General features: G+C 64.2%; 21 protein-coding genes and 1 tRNA gene. 9 read left to right on the top strand and 13 right to left on the bottom strand.

Annotation, left to right across the window (positions count from 1 at the left end; translation table 11 throughout):
• Positions 1-84: 84 nt before the first annotated feature.
• Positions 85-1,299, bottom strand: coding sequence for an arginine deiminase (gene arcA / locus MLB1_RS21845; RefSeq protein WP_180751962.1), 1,215 nt, complete (start codon positions 1,297-1,299; stop codon positions 85-87).
• A gap of 53 nt (positions 1,300-1,352) precedes the next feature.
• On the opposite strand from arcA, the gene MLB1_RS21840 reads away from it, so the two are divergent.
• A complete protein-coding gene (locus MLB1_RS21840; protein ID WP_180751961.1) occupies positions 1,353-1,967 on the top strand; it encodes an alpha-ketoglutarate-dependent dioxygenase AlkB in 615 nt (204 codons plus the stop codon).
• On the opposite strand, the gene MLB1_RS21835 is transcribed toward MLB1_RS21840, so the two are convergent.
• Positions 1,964-2,650 (bottom strand): DUF5642 family protein, encoded by a 687-nt coding sequence (locus MLB1_RS21835; protein WP_180751960.1) that lies wholly within the window; start codon positions 2,648-2,650, stop codon positions 1,964-1,966. The genes MLB1_RS21840 and MLB1_RS21835 overlap by 4 nt on opposite strands.
• 98 nt (positions 2,651-2,748) lie before the next feature.
• Between MLB1_RS21835 and MLB1_RS21830 the strand changes: the two genes are divergently transcribed.
• Positions 2,749-3,072 (top strand): hypothetical protein, encoded by a 324-nt coding sequence (locus MLB1_RS21830; RefSeq protein WP_180751959.1) that lies wholly within the window; start codon positions 2,749-2,751, stop codon positions 3,070-3,072.
• 280 nt (positions 3,073-3,352) lie between these two features.
• The gene (locus MLB1_RS21825; protein ID WP_180751958.1) at positions 3,353-3,664 is read left to right on the top strand and encodes a hypothetical protein; all 312 of its coding nucleotides are present in this window, start codon (positions 3,353-3,355) and stop codon (positions 3,662-3,664) included.
• Between the two features lie 54 nt (positions 3,665-3,718).
• Here the strand turns inward: MLB1_RS21825 and MLB1_RS21820 are convergent, their stop codons facing one another.
• From MLB1_RS21820 to MLB1_RS21805, 4 genes are all read right to left on the bottom strand, one after another.
• Entirely contained in the window at positions 3,719-4,612 is an 894-nt protein-coding gene (locus MLB1_RS21820) for a metal-dependent hydrolase (protein WP_180751957.1), read from the bottom strand.
• Positions 4,613-4,702: 90 nt separating this feature from the next.
• A complete protein-coding gene (locus MLB1_RS21815; RefSeq protein WP_180751956.1) occupies positions 4,703-5,464 on the bottom strand; it encodes a DUF1295 domain-containing protein in 762 nt (253 codons plus the stop codon).
• A 30-nt stretch (positions 5,465-5,494) separates the two neighbouring features.
• On the bottom strand, positions 5,495-6,133 hold the full coding sequence (locus MLB1_RS21810) for a sensor domain-containing protein (RefSeq protein ID WP_219603472.1): 639 nt from the start codon (positions 6,131-6,133) through the stop codon (positions 5,495-5,497).
• Between the two features lie 47 nt (positions 6,134-6,180).
• A complete protein-coding gene (locus tag MLB1_RS21805) occupies positions 6,181-6,897 on the bottom strand; it encodes an MBL fold metallo-hydrolase (protein ID WP_180751955.1) in 717 nt (238 codons plus the stop codon).
• Positions 6,898-6,968: 71 nt separating this feature from the next.
• Here MLB1_RS21805 and MLB1_RS21800 point away from each other — a divergent pair, with 71 nt between their 5' ends.
• A complete protein-coding gene (locus tag MLB1_RS21800) occupies positions 6,969-7,244 on the top strand; it encodes a hypothetical protein (protein WP_180751954.1) in 276 nt (91 codons plus the stop codon).
• A 56-nt stretch (positions 7,245-7,300) separates the two neighbouring features.
• A complete protein-coding gene (locus MLB1_RS21795; protein WP_180751953.1) occupies positions 7,301-7,531 on the top strand; it encodes a hypothetical protein in 231 nt (76 codons plus the stop codon).
• A 65-nt stretch (positions 7,532-7,596) separates the two neighbouring features.
• On the opposite strand, the gene MLB1_RS21790 is transcribed toward MLB1_RS21795, so the two are convergent.
• The 5 genes from MLB1_RS21790 to MLB1_RS21770 form a co-directional block, all read right to left on the bottom strand.
• Positions 7,597-7,672: transfer RNA gene (locus MLB1_RS21790), tRNA-Ala, on the bottom strand.
• A gap of 50 nt (positions 7,673-7,722) precedes the next feature.
• Complete coding sequence (gene glpR / locus MLB1_RS21785; RefSeq protein WP_180751952.1) at positions 7,723-8,730, bottom strand: gephyrin-like molybdotransferase receptor GlpR; 1,008 nt, start codon at positions 8,728-8,730, stop codon at positions 7,723-7,725.
• 257 nt (positions 8,731-8,987) lie between these two features.
• Entirely contained in the window at positions 8,988-9,641 is a 654-nt protein-coding gene (locus tag MLB1_RS21780) for a GNAT family N-acetyltransferase (protein ID WP_180751951.1), read from the bottom strand.
• Positions 9,642-9,669: 28 nt separating this feature from the next.
• Entirely contained in the window at positions 9,670-10,977 is a 1,308-nt protein-coding gene (gene glp, locus MLB1_RS21775; RefSeq protein WP_180751950.1) for a gephyrin-like molybdotransferase Glp, read from the bottom strand.
• Positions 10,978-11,013: 36 nt separating this feature from the next.
• A complete protein-coding gene (locus MLB1_RS21770) occupies positions 11,014-11,973 on the bottom strand; it encodes a UTP--glucose-1-phosphate uridylyltransferase (protein ID WP_180751949.1) in 960 nt (319 codons plus the stop codon).
• A 29-nt stretch (positions 11,974-12,002) separates the two neighbouring features.
• On the opposite strand from MLB1_RS21770, the gene MLB1_RS21765 reads away from it, so the two are divergent.
• The 4 genes from MLB1_RS21765 (at position 12,003) to mscL (ending at position 14,166) form a co-directional block, all read left to right on the top strand.
• A complete protein-coding gene (locus MLB1_RS21765) occupies positions 12,003-12,620 on the top strand; it encodes a 5-formyltetrahydrofolate cyclo-ligase (protein WP_371750686.1) in 618 nt (205 codons plus the stop codon).
• Positions 12,621-12,686: 66 nt separating this feature from the next.
• Positions 12,687-13,022, top strand: a complete 336-nt coding sequence (locus MLB1_RS21760) for an FmdB family zinc ribbon protein (protein ID WP_180751948.1) — start codon at positions 12,687-12,689, stop codon at positions 13,020-13,022.
• Between the two features lie 64 nt (positions 13,023-13,086).
• Positions 13,087-13,761, top strand: coding sequence for an SAF domain-containing protein (locus MLB1_RS21755; RefSeq protein WP_180751947.1), 675 nt, complete (start codon positions 13,087-13,089; stop codon positions 13,759-13,761).
• Positions 13,762-13,770: 9 nt separating this feature from the next.
• Positions 13,771-14,166 carry a large-conductance mechanosensitive channel protein MscL gene (gene mscL / locus MLB1_RS21750; protein ID WP_180751946.1) on the top strand — a complete coding sequence of 132 codons (396 nt, stop codon included), beginning with the start codon at positions 13,771-13,773 and terminating at the stop codon, positions 14,164-14,166.
• A gap of 25 nt (positions 14,167-14,191) precedes the next feature.
• Here mscL and MLB1_RS21745 read toward each other — a convergent pair whose 3' ends face one another.
• The gene (locus tag MLB1_RS21745) at positions 14,192-14,866 is read right to left on the bottom strand and encodes an MspA family porin (protein WP_180751945.1); all 675 of its coding nucleotides are present in this window, start codon (positions 14,864-14,866) and stop codon (positions 14,192-14,194) included.
• Between the two features lie 402 nt (positions 14,867-15,268).
• Positions 15,269-15,528 (bottom strand): MspA family porin (locus MLB1_RS21740; RefSeq protein ID WP_180751944.1); only part of this gene is annotated, 260 nt, incomplete at its 5' end.

The following is a 15,528-nucleotide window of genomic DNA, read 5'->3' as shown; positions in this document are numbered from 1 at the left end:
TAGAAGCGGCCGCCCCAACCGCCGACACGCCGTGTTGCGGCGTGTTCGTCTCGCACAAGTTCGCCATAAGACGGCGTGTCGGCATCAGATGAAGTCGCGGGATACCGGGCAGGACATGCACCGCGGCCCACCCCGGCCGGTGCCCAGCTCCGATGCCGAGATGGCCAGCACCTCAACACCCGAGGCCTCCAGGCGCGCATTCGTTTCCACGTTGCGCTCGTAGGCGACGACGACACCGGGCGCCAACGCCAGGGTGTTGTTGCCGTCATCCCACTGCTCGCGCTCAGCGGTAACGGGATCCAGCCCGGTATCGATGACGCGCAGCTTGCCGATGCCCATCGCATCAGCCGCCGCTTCCACGAATGGCGCCGAACCCGAGATGCTGACACCAGCATCGGAGCGACGGATGGTAAACGCCGACAGCGAATCCTGTATTGCCGGATACATCACGACGGCATCGGTGTCGACCATGGTGCAGACGGTGTCCAGATGCATGGACGCACGTTCCTGCGCGATGGGCACCGCGAGCACAGTGTGCGCCAGGTCGTCATCGAACAGACTGCGCGCCAAGGCTTCCGCACCGGCAGGGGTGGTGCGCTCCCCCACACCGACCGCCACCACACCGGGACCCAACAGCAACACGTCGCCGCCCTCGACGGGAGCCGAATGCGACTCGTAGGCGCGACGCACCCCAAGGAACCGCGGGTGGTGGGCATAGATCAGGTCGGTGAGCGATGTCTCGCGCACCCGGGCCGGCAACGCGAGCGAGGTGATCGCGAACTTGCGACCGATCCAGAACGACGAGTCGCGGGTGAACAGCAGGTTCGGAAGAGGCTCGATGACGAAATCCGATCCGTGGTGCATAGTGCGCACCAGCGACGGCTGCGCCACCTTGCCGCCAACCGGCAGCTCGTCGAACGTCATCCCGGACATCAGCACGTATGCGAGATCGGCGGCACCCAGTGACCTCAGGTACTCCGAAAGATCTTGCGCCAGAACATAACCCAGCCTGCGCGCGTTGACCGCCGCGGAGATGCCCTGCACTCGGGCGGCACCGCTGGCGAGCGCCTCGCGCAATAGCTCGGAGAGCAGCAGCACCTCGACACCACGGGACCGCAACACCTCAGCGAAGGCGTCGTGCTCCTCCTGCGCACGTGCCACCCACGGCAGACCGTCGAACAGCAGTTGGTCATTGTTGCGCGGAGTCAGCCGCTTGAGCTCGTCACCGGGTCGGTGCAACACAACCGCCCGCAGCCGTCCGACCTCTGAATTGGCACCCAGCACTGGCGCATCCGTCATGAGATGACGCTAGCTTGCCATGCAATCGAACATGTGTGCGATACGATGTGGAGGTGACACGCGCAGCACAACACGCTGTTCAGGCATCGCTGTTCGGCGCCCCACCGGTCCCTCGCCGCCAATTGACAGGCAACGCTTGGCTTGAGGTGCACCACGAATGGCTGGGACGTGCAGACAATCTCATGGGCCAGCTCATGACACAGGTGCCGTGGCGGGCGGAGCGTCGCCGCATGTACGACCGCACCCTCGACGTCCCCCGGCTGGTCAGCTTCCACGATCTGACCGCGGGCGCACCACCACACCCGGTACTGGAGACGATCTGCGATCGGCTCAACGGCGAGTACACCGACGAGCTCGGCGAGCCGTTCACCACAGTGGGCCTGTGTCAGTACCGCGACGGCACCGACAGCGTCGCCTGGCACGGCGATACCATCGGTCGCGGCCTGCGCGAAGACACCATGGTGGCGATCGTAAGTATCGGCGCCACACGCACTTTCGCGCTACGGCCACGACTTGGCGGTGACTCGATCCGCGTCAACGTGGGTCACGGCGACCTCTTGGTGATGGGCGGCTCCTGCCAACGAACCTGGGAACACGCGATCCCCAAGACCTCCAAACCGGTGGGGCCGCGCATCAGCCTGCAATACCGACCGCGCGACGTACGCTAGGTCCGGACGGCGGCAACCGCCTTGACCAGCAGATCCGATGCACGTTTACCGTCGGGTGGTGCGGGCGGAACATTTCCAACGGCGACCGGGCTGACCGTGACCACCACCATGTACCGGCCGAGATAGGCCGAGTAGTTCAACACCTCCTGGCCGACCGTCTTGCCGGAGGTTCCACTGAGTACGTCGCGCTTCATGCCGAGCGTGCGCGCGCCGTCAATGGCGGGCGCGTCGATCACCTCGGTGCGTCCCACAATCCCATTGCCGCGGAAGTCGACCTTCTTGCATTGCTCGGACACTGCGGGGTCGAAGGGAACCTCCTGCGAGGTTTCCACCGCGACCGCCACATATTGATTACCCGCGCCGGTCGCGGTCAGCGCGGCCATGTTCCCCTTGAGCCCACCCGGGACGGCGCTGCCGCCGCTGTACTTGGCACAGCCAGCGGGGTCGACCGTCATACCCGGCGGCAGTGGAGCGGGCGAGAGCATCTTGGGGTCCATCCCCGCCGGTTCCATCGCCTTGACCGTGAACTCCGGCCCGAACTGGCTTTTCAGCGAGGCGATGTTCCCGATCTTCACATGGTGGTTGACGGGATCCTGAACGGTTCGGCTGCACCCCGACACGACTAGCGCAAGCGCACAGGCGCCCCAAACTCCGCATCTCTTGACGGTCACCGGCTTCAGCACCCGGCCACTGTATCGATTCGGAACGAAAAAACGATTGCACCTATGAGGAACAATGCTTGTGTGGCCCAGCGTTAAAATCTGTGAGGATGGTGTGTGGGATGAAGACGGTGGTTCGGCTGAGTCAGTTGTGCCTGACAGCATTGGGCGTCGGCGCATTGATGGCCATTACCCCCGGGACGGCACTCGCCGATGACGCACAGTCGGTCATCAACCAGTACCAATCGCAGGGCTACCAGGTCATCGTCGACCGAAACGGCTCCGCCCCCACCAACAAGTGCACCGTGTCGAACATCCGCAACGGGCAGGATGTCTACCGCACCGAGTATCAGCGGACCTGGATGCCCAGCGGTAAATGGTTAGTGCTGCCGGTACGGGTACTCGACCATCGATTGGTGTACATCTCACTTAACTGCAACGTGTAGTTAGCCTTACCTAACTAGATTTGCCAGTTCGCTGGCTGCCGCCTGCATGCAGGCCCTGTAGCCGCGCCGCCTGAGAGAGTGCGCAGACCCGGCTATGAATTCGACGTTAATTTCCCCGAGTGGGAATCATTCCGAGTATTACCGCGTTGGACTGGATAGATTCACGAACGTTGATGATTCAGAGCCGGTTTTCAGCGTCGGGGTCAGGCCTTTGAGTGGTACGCGGATACATTGCCGTAACACCTGGGCCACGGGGAACGAGGCAAAGAGGAGTGAAATTGTGAAGAAATTGTTATTTGCAGGTATTGCGGCAGCTGGCATCATCGGGGCGTCGCTGGGATCGGCAAGTGTTGCGCTCGCCGGACCGACAGGATCGGGCGATGCCAACACCGTCATCAATGACCTCAAGTCCAACGGGTACCGAGTGATCGTCTCCAAGACGGGCGCCGGTGACCTGACCAAGTGCACCGTCGAGTCGGTCACACAAGAGTCGCCCGTCAACAACGTGCAGGCGGCCCGGGATGTGCGGAACAACCCCACCACCGTGCCGACGGTCGATCGCAAGGTCGCGCACGTCGCACTGAGCTGCTGAACCGCAGCAGGAACCAACAATGACCCGGGCCACAAGCCCGGGTCATTGTTGTCTCTACTTCAAATGATCAACCAAGGTGCCCTCGGCACCGAATAACTCGGCGCTCCACCGGTCCAGCAGCGCATCGGTGTTGAGATCGTCGGGATGGAAGTCCTTCTTCATGTAGACGGCCAGCCGAAGGATCATCCCGTCGTTGAGCAGGGGGCCACGGATCAACCCGACCGTCTCGCGGATCACCCGCCCCAGCTGGCGACGTCCGTCCGGATCGCTCCACGCGATGGAGAACCACGAGCCACCTGTGGCGAAAGGAACGGTTCCGGCCCAAATGACGGCCATCACCGCGCGCCGCAGCCATTCGGGTCCGCCGACCGCACGATAGACGTCGAAGGCGACCGATTTGTGCTCCAGCTCCTCGATCGCGTGCCAGTACAACAGATTCCGCACCTCGTCGTCGGTCACCATGGCTTGGAGCTCCCCGCTTTCCAGCAGGCGCTCGGCCAGGACCGCGGTGTAATGCTCAAGGGCCGCGGTGACGGCAAGCATGGTCAGCCTGGCGTACTTCAGGCGGTCCATGTTCGGCAGGTACTTGTCGACGTAGTCCTCGACCTTGCCTGCGCGGCGACCAATCGTCTCGACCATCTTGCTGCGATAGCCCATTTCTGTGAGCTTCTCGTTGAGCTCACGATGATGCAGGCCGTGGGTGACCTCCTGCCCGATGAATCCGGCGACGCGTTTCTTCAACGTCGGCTCGGTGATCCTGTCGGCGTAGCGACGCACCGATCGGACGAAGAACTCCTCCCCCGGCGGGAACACCGCCGAGGCGCCCGCGAGGACATGACTCAACGCGATGTCGTTATCGGCGAAGTGCCTTCGCATCGGAACCGGGTCGCCGAACCAGAATTTGATGCGTCGAGTCTTCGGATATGAGGCCGTTACCGGAGCAGCCATGTCGCACCACCTCCACTTTGATCGTGTAACTCAGTGTTACACGAATCGCTTACGTTTTGAAGTAGTGCGTAAAGGCGGGGGCTTAGGTCCCTACAGCAGCCCAGGAACGATAGCCCTGCGCTCGCACGGGTACTCGTCAGGGAACGTCTCCCGGTACCAGCGATGGATCGAGAGCGCGCGCGGCAGCAGATTGGCGATCGAGAACACCACGAAAATCAAGCCGGGCAGCGTCCACGCCATCAGCGCCCAGCCTGCCCACAGGATGATCTCGCCGAAGTAGTTGGCCGCCGACACCCAACGGAACGCGCCGCCATACGGGATCCGGTAACCATCGAATCCGTCGGCCCGCAGGTTGATGAGAATGCGGTCGGCCTGGAAGTTCACGATCCATCCGGTGACGGCGACGATCACGCCCAGGATGAACCGGGGGTCGGTGAACCAGGCCGCGGTCTGCAGATGCGCGGCAAACGCGACCGCACATCCGTTGGCGAAACCATTGACCGCGTTGAAGACGAAGCCAAACGCAATCCCGCTGTAAGGAAAGCGTTTTCCGCTGTCTTTACGGGAGAGCGGATAGATCAGTCCGCGGTACAGATAGTGACACTGCCACAACACATACAACACCAGCGCCGGTGCGCCGTGGTGGTGCGCGACAGTCCAGAAGGTGACGGTGAACGCCCACCACTGCGGGCATTCGAAGGTCAACCACCCGATCTTCGCGGGCGCGGTGAACTTCTCACCGGGCTTGGCGAAGCGGCCATAGGGATTGGTCAACCAGAAGCCGCTGATGAAGGTGACGACGGCCAGCACGATCAGGAAGATGATCGCACCGTGATACAGCTCTGTAAGCACACCGGGACAGTACCTACTCCAGCGGTGGTTCTAAGCAGGGTCGATGATGTTGGTCTTCATCTGGTTGGCCACCTGGCCGGCGACCTCGGGGTTATCGGTTGCCCCCGAGGAGGTCACCTCATACACCACGTTTCCGGTGGTATGTACGTCCGTGGCGCCCGCGTTATCGGCCCACTCGAGTGTGATCGGGTTGTGCATACCGAACGCGTTCGGGTCAGCAGACTGCGCCTTGCATTTGCTGAATGCCTCTGTCAGCCGGTGAAATTCGGTTTGGGCGGCGGGCTTGTCCGGAAAGATCGCGATGGCTTCGCGCAGCACCTGAGACCGGTTCGTCGTGCTGCCGATGGACAACTGACGGAATGCCTGCCAACCATCGCCCAGGTCACCCTGCGACGTCACGGCACGCAACAACCCACAGGGCTGCCCGGGGTCGATGCCGGGTCCGGAGATCGGTGCGGTCTCGGTGTGCGTCGTGTCTGCCGTCGGGAAACCCAGGAACTTGACCTCGTCGAGCCCGGCGAACAGTGAATCCGCTGCCGCCGCACTGACATTGAGTTCGGCAATCTCCGGGGTGGGCGGCTGTTCCGCGACCGGACTCGCCGGATGCGCACACCCAGCCACCCAAGCCATTGCAATGAGACCCAACCCGGCCCAACGCGTCCGCGTCATCTGCAGAGTGTGAACTGCCAACCTGGGAAAAACCTGGACGGTGCCGGCTATTTGAAGGCGTCGATGGCCGCGGCGATCCGATCGCCGGCGTTCTCCAGTACGGCCTCACCATGGCCGAAACCGGCGATCTGGGCGCCCGTGACAGCGAGCCTGGCCAGGGAGTTCATCGCGGCTTCCCGGTCGGTGTTGAAGACGCCGAGGATGACCTGCCCGTTGAACTCGGCCACCGAATCGCCCGTCAGCACGGCATCGGCTTCCGGCAAGTAGAGCGCGATACTGCCCGGAGTGTGACCGGGCACCTCGATGACGCGCGCACCGCCAGCGAAGTCCATAACGTCACCATCGCGCACGGGACGGTCGACACGGCACGCCGGACCGTGCGGCGGCTCGTCGAATCCCGGGTGCAGGGCCCGCTCCCCTTCGGTCAGCACTGGCACCGGTCCGCGACCGTCTCCCGTCACGAAGGCCGAGTCAGCCCCTCCCGCAATCACATCGGCCGTCGACCAGCTGGCTATCTCCGCGGCAGCGCCGACGTGGTCCTCGTGAAAATGCGTGAGCACAATGCGCTTGACGTCTGCGCGGTCCTTACCAAGATGGTGCAGCGCCTGTTCGATCAACGCTGCGCTGTTTGGCCACCCGGTATCGACGAGCGTCACGCCGTCGGAACCGAGCCACAAGTAGCAATTCAGCAGGTGCGCCCGGCCGCCCGGAATACGCAGGCGGTACAGCGCGGGCGCGAGCTGCTGCAGATCGGGAGTCGGCACGCACGCAAGGCTACGTGGCGGGGGACATGATGTTGCCCCGTCGAGCATCACATGACCTAAGGTTCATCGCTATGAGCCGGACCGCGATCATCATCATCGTCGGAGTTATCGCAGCACTGGCGTTCCTTGCCGTCGGCGCCTTGGTCAAGAAGGTAGGGATACAGAGCGCCGTCACGCACTTCCTGGTCGCCTGGGCCGGCGTTGCTGTGTTCAACATGGGCGTCGGAGTCTTCGAGGCGGGGTACGGAGTCGCCGAGGAGCTCCCGGTCCTGCTAGCAATATTTGCCGTCCCCGCCGCGGTGGCCGGGATCGGCTGGCTAGGGGCTCGGCGCCTCTATCAGTCCTGATCGCCAGCACCAACAGCTCGGGGCGCAGGTCAGCGCATGACGATACTGTGGGGCGTATGACGACAACGTTCGTCGGGATAGCAGTGATCGTGGCGATGACACTTATCGGTGTCGGCATGAATTCAGGGCTCTTCAACACCCGCAGAGCAAGACAGGCGATACCACCCCTGGTGGCACGGGCGGCGGGGCCCGTATTTGCGCTCAACCGCCGTATTGGCAATCCTGGCCGCACTACGAAGCCCAACACTGAGGAAAAGCCCGAATCTGTTGGCGAACCCGACGAGTAAATGAGCACTGCCACGAGCGCTGGACCCGTCGGCCAAAGAAAAACCCCCGACTAGCGGGGGCTTCATGGTGGAGCTAGGGAGAATCGAACTCCCGACCTTCTCGATGCGAACGAGACGCGCTACCAACTGCGCTATAGCCCCAAGACCGGTAAGACCTTACCAGCCGTCCCGCGTCTGACCGAATCAGATAACTACTGACCCACCGCATGCGGCATGCGTTGCGGCCGCGGCTCGTCGTAGTAGTCCAGGTGCTCGAAAACCGGGTCCTCATCATCGATTTCGAGGACAGCGGCCCCCGGCCGACGCAGGCGCTGAGGTACCACATCAAGCTCACGATCGGCCACGTTCTCCACACCCACCACGCGCGCACGCTGGTAACGCGCGGCGCGGCGCCGGCGCAGCTGCTCCTCGATACGTGTCTGACGGCGCAGGTAACCCAGGTAGAGCGTTGCCACCACAGCAAGACCGCCGCACGCCCACCAGGCGCCCGTAGTCGCGGTCGCGGCCACCACACCGGCGAGGACCATCGCCCCAACCAGACCCATCAACACCCGCTTACGGAAAGCGAACTTGCGTGCGTTCTCCTTGGCCATCGTCTCGGGGTCAAACCGGCGGCGGCGTGACGAGCTGTACACGGGCGGGGCCTGATGGCGCTCCCGCGAAGGCTCGGCGGGAATGGTCAGACCGGAGGTGTCGTCGATGTATTCGTACGTGCCCGAATCGGTTTCGGCGACAGGCGCCTCCTCCAGATCCTCAAGGTCATCGGACAGTGTGACTTCGCCGGCAGGCAGCGCGGTCGCGTCCTCGTCGACGACATCAACGTCGACGGGCTCATCACCCTCGCTCGATTCGGACCGAACCTTCTCGACCCTGCGGACAGCCATGGCCTTCACGGCCCGCGCGGCGTCCTGGTCTTCCTCGGTGAGCGCACTCGCGATCACTCCAGTCGAGGTTTCGTCTTCCTCGTCCTCAAGTTCGTCGATGTCCTCACGACGGAAGTCCGGGTCGCTGCGGTGACCCGCGGCGGGACCGGCACGACGCAGCAGCTTGGCGGCTTTCCCGTTGAGAACCCGGGTCGCCAGGGCGACATCGCTGGTGCGTTTCACCACGTCACGTTTGTTGATCAGCATCGGTACCAGGACGAACAGCCACAGCACGACCAGTCCGATCCACAGCACCGATTGGGGGATGCTAGGCATGTCAGCCTGCTCCTTTCTCTGTGCGCGTCTTTCGTGCTTGGCCCCGAGCCTCAGGTCAAGGCTAGGTTGGCGATCTGCGCACGTTACGAGGCGCGCCGATACCAATTACACACCTGTAATTCTACAGGGGCAAGCATCACAGGCCCCAATAGTCACATCTGTCTCAGTAATATCTCGGCGAGCAGACGCTTAGTGCACAGAAAACCCAGGACCCGCGTGCAGTACGCGTCTGCTCGCGGGGAGAAACGAAGTGACCTCTAGGCCCAGCTGGCGTTGCCGGAACGCACCAGCATCGCGGCCACCGAACCCCGCACCTCTTCAACCGTCATCGCCACCAGCAGGTGATCGCGCCACGCACCGTCGACGTCGAGGTACCGCTTGAGCAGGCCTTCCTCGCGAAAGCCGACCTTGGACAGCACTGCGCGGCTGGCCCCGTTCTCCGGCCGCACCGTCGCCTCTACCCGGTGCAGAGTGACGGGCCCGAAACAGTGATCCAGCCCCAGCGCAAGCGCCGCGGTCGCCACCCCCTGCCGGGTTACCGTGCTGACCACCCAATATCCGATCCACGCCGAACGCAGCGCGCCGTGCGCGACATTGCCGATCGTCAGCTGTCCGACGAAATTCCCGTTCAGCTCGATCGCGCACGGAATCATCCGCCCCTTACGCGCCTCGGCGCGCAGGCCCGAACACAGCGCCGGCCACGACGACACACCGTGTCTCGCCATCCAGTCAACCTCAGAGGACGGCTCCCACGGCTGCAGATGCGACTGATCGGCCAGCCTCGCCCGGCTCCACGCCATCCCGTCCCGCAACCGGATGGGCCGCACCGACACCACCCCCGCAGGCACACGCAGCTTCCCGAGCGGCATCGGCCAGCCTGGGTGCGCACTCTCCTGACGCCAGACGCTCATCCGCACCCCCGGCCTTCGCGCAAGCGGCTCATCCGCGCTGTGCCAGGAACGCGACCTCGACGATCTCCCCGGTGCGGACCTGCTCAACCTCGGCGGGCACTATCACGAGGCAATTCGCTTCAGCGAGCGTCGCGAGTAGATGCGACGACGCACCCGGGGCGCCAAGAACCTGCACCAGGTACTCGCCGGTGTCCTGGTCGCGCATCAGCTGTCCCCGCAGGAAGCCCTTGCGGCCCGCAATGGACGTAATAGGAGACACGGCACGCGCCCGCACAATTCGACGTTGCGAGTGCCGGCGTCCCAACGCCAGCCGAATCAGCGGCCGCACCATCACCTCGAAGACCACCAGGGCACCGACCGGGTTCGCGGGCAGCAGGAAGGTCGGCACCGCATCGCGGCCCAGCTGACCGAAGCCCTGCACCGAACCCGGATGCATAGCGATACGCCCGACCTCCATATCGCCCAATGCCGAAAGCGCCTCGCGAATCCCCTCGGCAGCGGCACCGCCTACCGCACCCGAGATGACAACCACCTCGGCCCGGTTCAGTTGGCCCTCGACCACCTCGCGGAACGCAGCGGGCTCGGCGCTGACGATGCCCACCCGGTTGACATCGGCTCCGGCATCGCGCGCCGCGGCAGCCAGCGCATAGGAATTCACGTCGTACACCTGGCCGTTCCCCGGCGTCCGGTCGACGTCGACAAGCTCGCCACCGACACTGATCACCGACAGCCGTGGCCTCGGATGCACGAGCACCCGATCACGTCCCACCGCCGCCAGCAATCCGACCTGGGCCGCGCCGATGATCGTGCCCGCCCGCACGGCGACATCGCCGGGTTGCACGTCATCGCCGGCGCGCCGCACATAGTCACCCGAACGCACCGCGCGCAGTACCTTGACCCGCGCCTCGCCACCTTCAGACCACCGCAATGGCAGCACCGCGTCCGCCAGCGTCGGCATGGGGGCGCCGGTTTGCACCCGCACCGCCTGACGCGGTTGCAGCCGGGTGGGCGTGCGCTCCCCCACCCGCACCGTGCCGACGACGGGCAGCTCGACCGTTCCGATCTCGCCGCTGGATTCCTCGCCGTCGTCTTCTTCATCCGGACCGCCGCCCTCACCCGGGCTGATAACACGCACCACACCACCGGCGGCCTGCACGTCGACACTGCGCACGGCGTACCCGTCGATGGCGGCCTGATCGAACCCGGGCAGCGGCCGAACCGTCACCACTTCCTCAGCGCACAACAAACCCTGGGCTTCGGCGATCGCCACCCGAACCGGGCGCGGCGCAACCGCAGCCGCCGTCACTCTGGCCTGCTGCTCCTCGACCGAACGCACTGGTCCCTCTCGTTAAAAGCCCTCGCGGACCGCCTACTAGGATTCAGGCAGGACGGCCGGCCCCAGGCCGAGCCGTTCGACTAGCCACTGCCGCAAGCCTGGACCGTAATCGTCGCGGTCCAACGCAAAGTCAACAGCAGCCTTGAGATAGCCGCCGGGATTTCCCAGGTCGTGTCGTGATCCGCGATGCACGACCACATGCACCGGATGCCCCTCGTCGATCAGCAGCGCGATGGCATCGGTGAGCTGTATCTCGCCACCGGCGCCACGTGGGGTGCGCTTGAGCGCGTCGAATATCACCCGGTCCAGCAGGTAGCGCCCCGCCGCCGCATAATTCGACGGGGCGTCCTCGACCTTGGGCTTCTCGACCATTCCCTTGACGCGCAACACATTCGGGTTGGCGGCATCGGGGACGATCTCGACGTCGAAGGCGCCGTAGGAACTGATCTCCTCAGGTTTGACCTCGATGGCACAAAGCACAGAGCCGCCCCGCTTGGCCCGGACCTTAGCCATGGTCTGCAGCACTCCGCGCGGCCACACCAGGTCATCGGGCAGCAGCACCGCGATGGCGTCCTCGTCGTCGTCGAGTACCGACTCGACACAGCCCACGGCATGCCCGAGACCTAGCGGCTCGGCCTGCACCACCGACTGCACCTTGATGATCCCGGGCGCACGGCGGACCTTCGCGAGCATCGCGTGCTTCCCGCGGTCCTCGAGAGTGCCCTCGAGCACCAGATCCTCGACGAAGTGTGCGACGACGCCGTCCTTCCCTTCGGAGGTGACGATCACCAGCCGCTGTGCCCCGGCCTCGGCGGCCTCCTCGGCTACCAGCTCGATACCGGGGGTGTCGACAACCGGTAGCAGCTCCTTGGGCACCGTCTTGGTCGCCGGTAGAAATCGGGTTCCCAGGCCGGCCGCGGGAACCACCGCGGTGCGGGGGATCGACACCTCGGCGGGAGATGAGCCGCTTGCGCGAAGACCGTCTGGCGTCGTCATAGCCACTCACCCTAACCACTGACCACGGAATTGCACTGGCAAGGCGGTACCGTCACGGAATCGGCGCCTCTCAGAACATCAAGCACGTCCTGCGGCAACAGATTGTGCAGGCACGACGCGCGATGTCGTGCGCCGAGCGCGAAAAGCAGAACGACGCGCTCACCGCGCATGTCCTGACGGCGACCTCGGGATTGTCGACTATCGCCGCGTACCTCCCCGTGGGATCCGAGCCCGGATCGGTCGAGATGCTCGACGCCCTGGTCACCCGCGGCGTACAGGTTCTGTTGCCGGTCGCGCGCAATGACGAGACGGGAACGCCAACGGCGCTGGCCTGGGGGCAATACCGTCCCGGAGAACTGGTGGATGCCCCGTTCGGCCTGCGAGAACCCGGCCCCCCGGTCTCCGGTCCGGCCACCCTCGCGGAAGCCGAGCTCGTTCTGATTCCCGCGCTCGCGGTGGATGGGAGGGGCAACCGGCTGGGCCGTGGCGCGGGGTTCTACGACCGATCACTGGGGTTCGTCGCCGCCTCCGTGGCCCTTATCGCACCCCTTTATGTCGGCGAGATCCTCGACAAGATCCCCGCGGGCCCGCACGATGTGCCGGTGACGCATGCGCTGACCGCCGACGGATTGGTCACACTCGGCTGACCGATGTGGCGGCCCTGGCACTCCAAACGGTAGAGTGCTAGTGGCGTTTCATCTTCCGGAGGACCCATGCCCACCTATTCCTATGCGTGTACCGACTGTGGCGACAAGTTCGACATCGTCCAGGCGTTCACTGACAATGCCCTGACCGTGTGCCAGAAGTGCTCGGGCACGCTGCGCAAGTTGTTCAACTCGGTGGGCATCGTGTTCAAGGGCAGCGGCTTCTACCGCACCGACAGCCGCTCAGGCAGCGTGGACGCCGCCGCGAAGAGCGATTCCGGTGCCAAAACCGAATCCAAGACCTCGTCCGCGGAGACTTCGGCGAGCAGCTCCTCGTCGACTTCGAGCACATCCGGTGCAGGTTCTTCCTCGTCGCCCGCCACCGCTTCCGCAGCCGCCGGCTGACGGGTTATCCACAGCAGCGAATTGGGTGCTGACACCGCAATAGGCGCAGCCCTAGCGTGGGAGCATGGCCCACTCGCCCCTTGATCCCACTGCGCTGCAACGCATATCGGCAGCACTTCGCCCCGATTGGGCACGCACAGCGCTTGCCCGCAGAATCACGGCGGCGATCCTGGTGCTCTTTGCGGCAGTGCTGGCATTCCGCCCCGACCCGGCCAACGATCGCTCCGATGTCGTAGTTGCCGCCCACGACCTGCCCCCTGGCACGATCCTGGCCGGCGATGACGTGAAGCTCGAAAAGCGGTCGGCATCGACCCTTCCCGATGGCGCCCGTACCGAAGCCGGGTCCGTCGTGGGCGCGACGCTGGCCGGACCGGTTCGGCGCGGGGAAATGCTGACCGATTTACGTGTGCTGGGCCCGAGGTTGGCCGAGTCGGCCGCGGGCAAGGACGCCCGCATCGTCCCGGTGCCACTGGCCGATGCCACTGTCCTCGACATGATCCGCACCGGCGATATCGTCGACATCCTGACGGTGGCCGACCGTGGACCGGGCACGTCCAGCGACTCTCCGCCCGAACCCACGGTGCTGGCTACCGGCGCCGTGGTCGTGCTGGTGTCACCGAAACCCGCCACCAAAGGCGTTGGGACGCAGCGGGCCGTAATGGTCGCTCTGCCACCACAGCAGGCAAATCGTGTTGCCGCAATCGCGTTGGTGCAGGCGGTAACGCTGACCTTCCGTTAAGGTCGGACCATGCTCAAGGGATTCAGAGATTTTCTACTGCGTGGCAACGTCATTGACCTCGCGGTCGCGGTCGTCATCGGTGCCGCCTTCACCGCGGTGGTCACCAAGTTCAGCGATGCCATCATCCAGCCATTGATCAATCGGATTGGCACCGGCTCCAATTCCGATCACCCTGCGCTCAGAGTCGGCATCGGTGGCGGGCAGTACCTGGACTTCAACGTCCTGATCACCGCCACTATCAATTTCATCCTCATCGCGGCGGTCGTCTACTTCGTTGTCGTCCTGCCGTACAACACGCTCAAAGATCGCCTGGCCAAGTCCGGTGAGGAGCCTGCGGCGGCAACCGAAGCGGAGCTGCTCGTCGAGATTCGCGATCTGCTGGCCGAGCAGAAGAAGGCGTCCTAACTTCTGCCCGACCCTGCCTGGGTCGTCACTTCATATCCCAGGTCTCGCCGTAGGTGGTAACGCTGTCACCCGCGCTGCTGATGAGGCGCGCAAAGGGGCGGAGCAGCACACCGCCCGCGGCGCCGGTCACGGTGCCGTGTGCGTTGCTCACCGCGACAGCACCCTTGGGGCCGGCGATGGCAACGGAGAAGGTGGCAACTTCCTGGATACCGGGGCCATTGCCCAGGTCCACGTTGATACCGGCCGATGGCAGCAGGTTGGTGGTCTGAATGTACGAGGCTTCCGGCGCACCGTTCGGGAACACGTTCGGGATGCCGTACAGCACCGAGACATTCGGGGTCGTGTAGTTGAAGTTAAGCCCCACGCCCAACGACCACGGGTAACCCACCTGGTAGCCCAGCTCCAGAGTTCCCTCGAAGGCATCGGCACCCGGACCCGTCACCTCATAGACCGCCCGCCCAGAGTGGAACCACTCGCGCGTCAGGCGGTTGCGGTCCAGCGGAAACACACCATTCAAGAAGGTGTCCCACTGCTGAACCCTGAGCGTGCGCCCCTTGCCATCCACCAGAGTCAGCTCATCATCCAGACCCGCGGCGGCGGTACCCGTCCCGATAACCGCCAGGCCGACGACACAGGTGACAGTCAGAATCAGTCGCGTGAGGGTGTTGTGCACGACCTGCCGAATGCCAACTGTTCTCATTTAGTTCCCTCAGTTCTCGGGGCGGATACGCGCCAGGGCAAATGCCTACTTCGCCAGAACCACATTGTTGCTCAGGCGGGCCAAACGTAACGGCCGAATCGTCCCTGTGAGTTTCCTGTATGTTTCCGGGAAGCTAACTCACAACAGTGATTGACAGACTCGGCCACCGGGCAGTCTGCTACGGCACCGGGCCTATTGAGTAATGGCGACAGCCGCATATCCCAGGACTCGTAATGGCCACAAACACCACGTCCACGCACTCGAGCGTCCAACACACACTGCTGTGCATAAGAAGACCCCCTGACCCGCGTGATGACGGCTCGACGTTCATGAGGCCGTCAATCTAGCAGGAGAAACTCCTATGTGAAAACGCTTGTTGCCCAGATATTGACGAAGGTTCCGTTACTTCATGTCCCAGGTCTCGCCGTAGGTGGTGACACTGTCACCCGCGGAACTGATCAGTCGGGCGTAGGGGCGCAGGAGGACACCGCCGGCCGCGCCGGTCACGGTGCCGTGTGCGTTGCTCACCGCGACGGCACCCTTGGGGCCGGCGATGGCAACGGAGAAGGTGGCAACTTCCTGGATACCGGGGCCATTGCCCAGGTCCACGTTGATACCGGCCGATGGCAGCAGGTTGGTGGTCTGAATGTACGAGGCTTCCG

It is taken from the genome of Mycobacteroides sp. LB1, assembly GCF_013449725.1.
Taxonomy (GTDB): domain Bacteria; phylum Actinomycetota; class Actinomycetes; order Mycobacteriales; family Mycobacteriaceae; genus Mycobacterium.
Note: the sequence above shows the minus strand (reverse complement) of the source record. Positions and strands in the feature narration are given on the sequence as shown.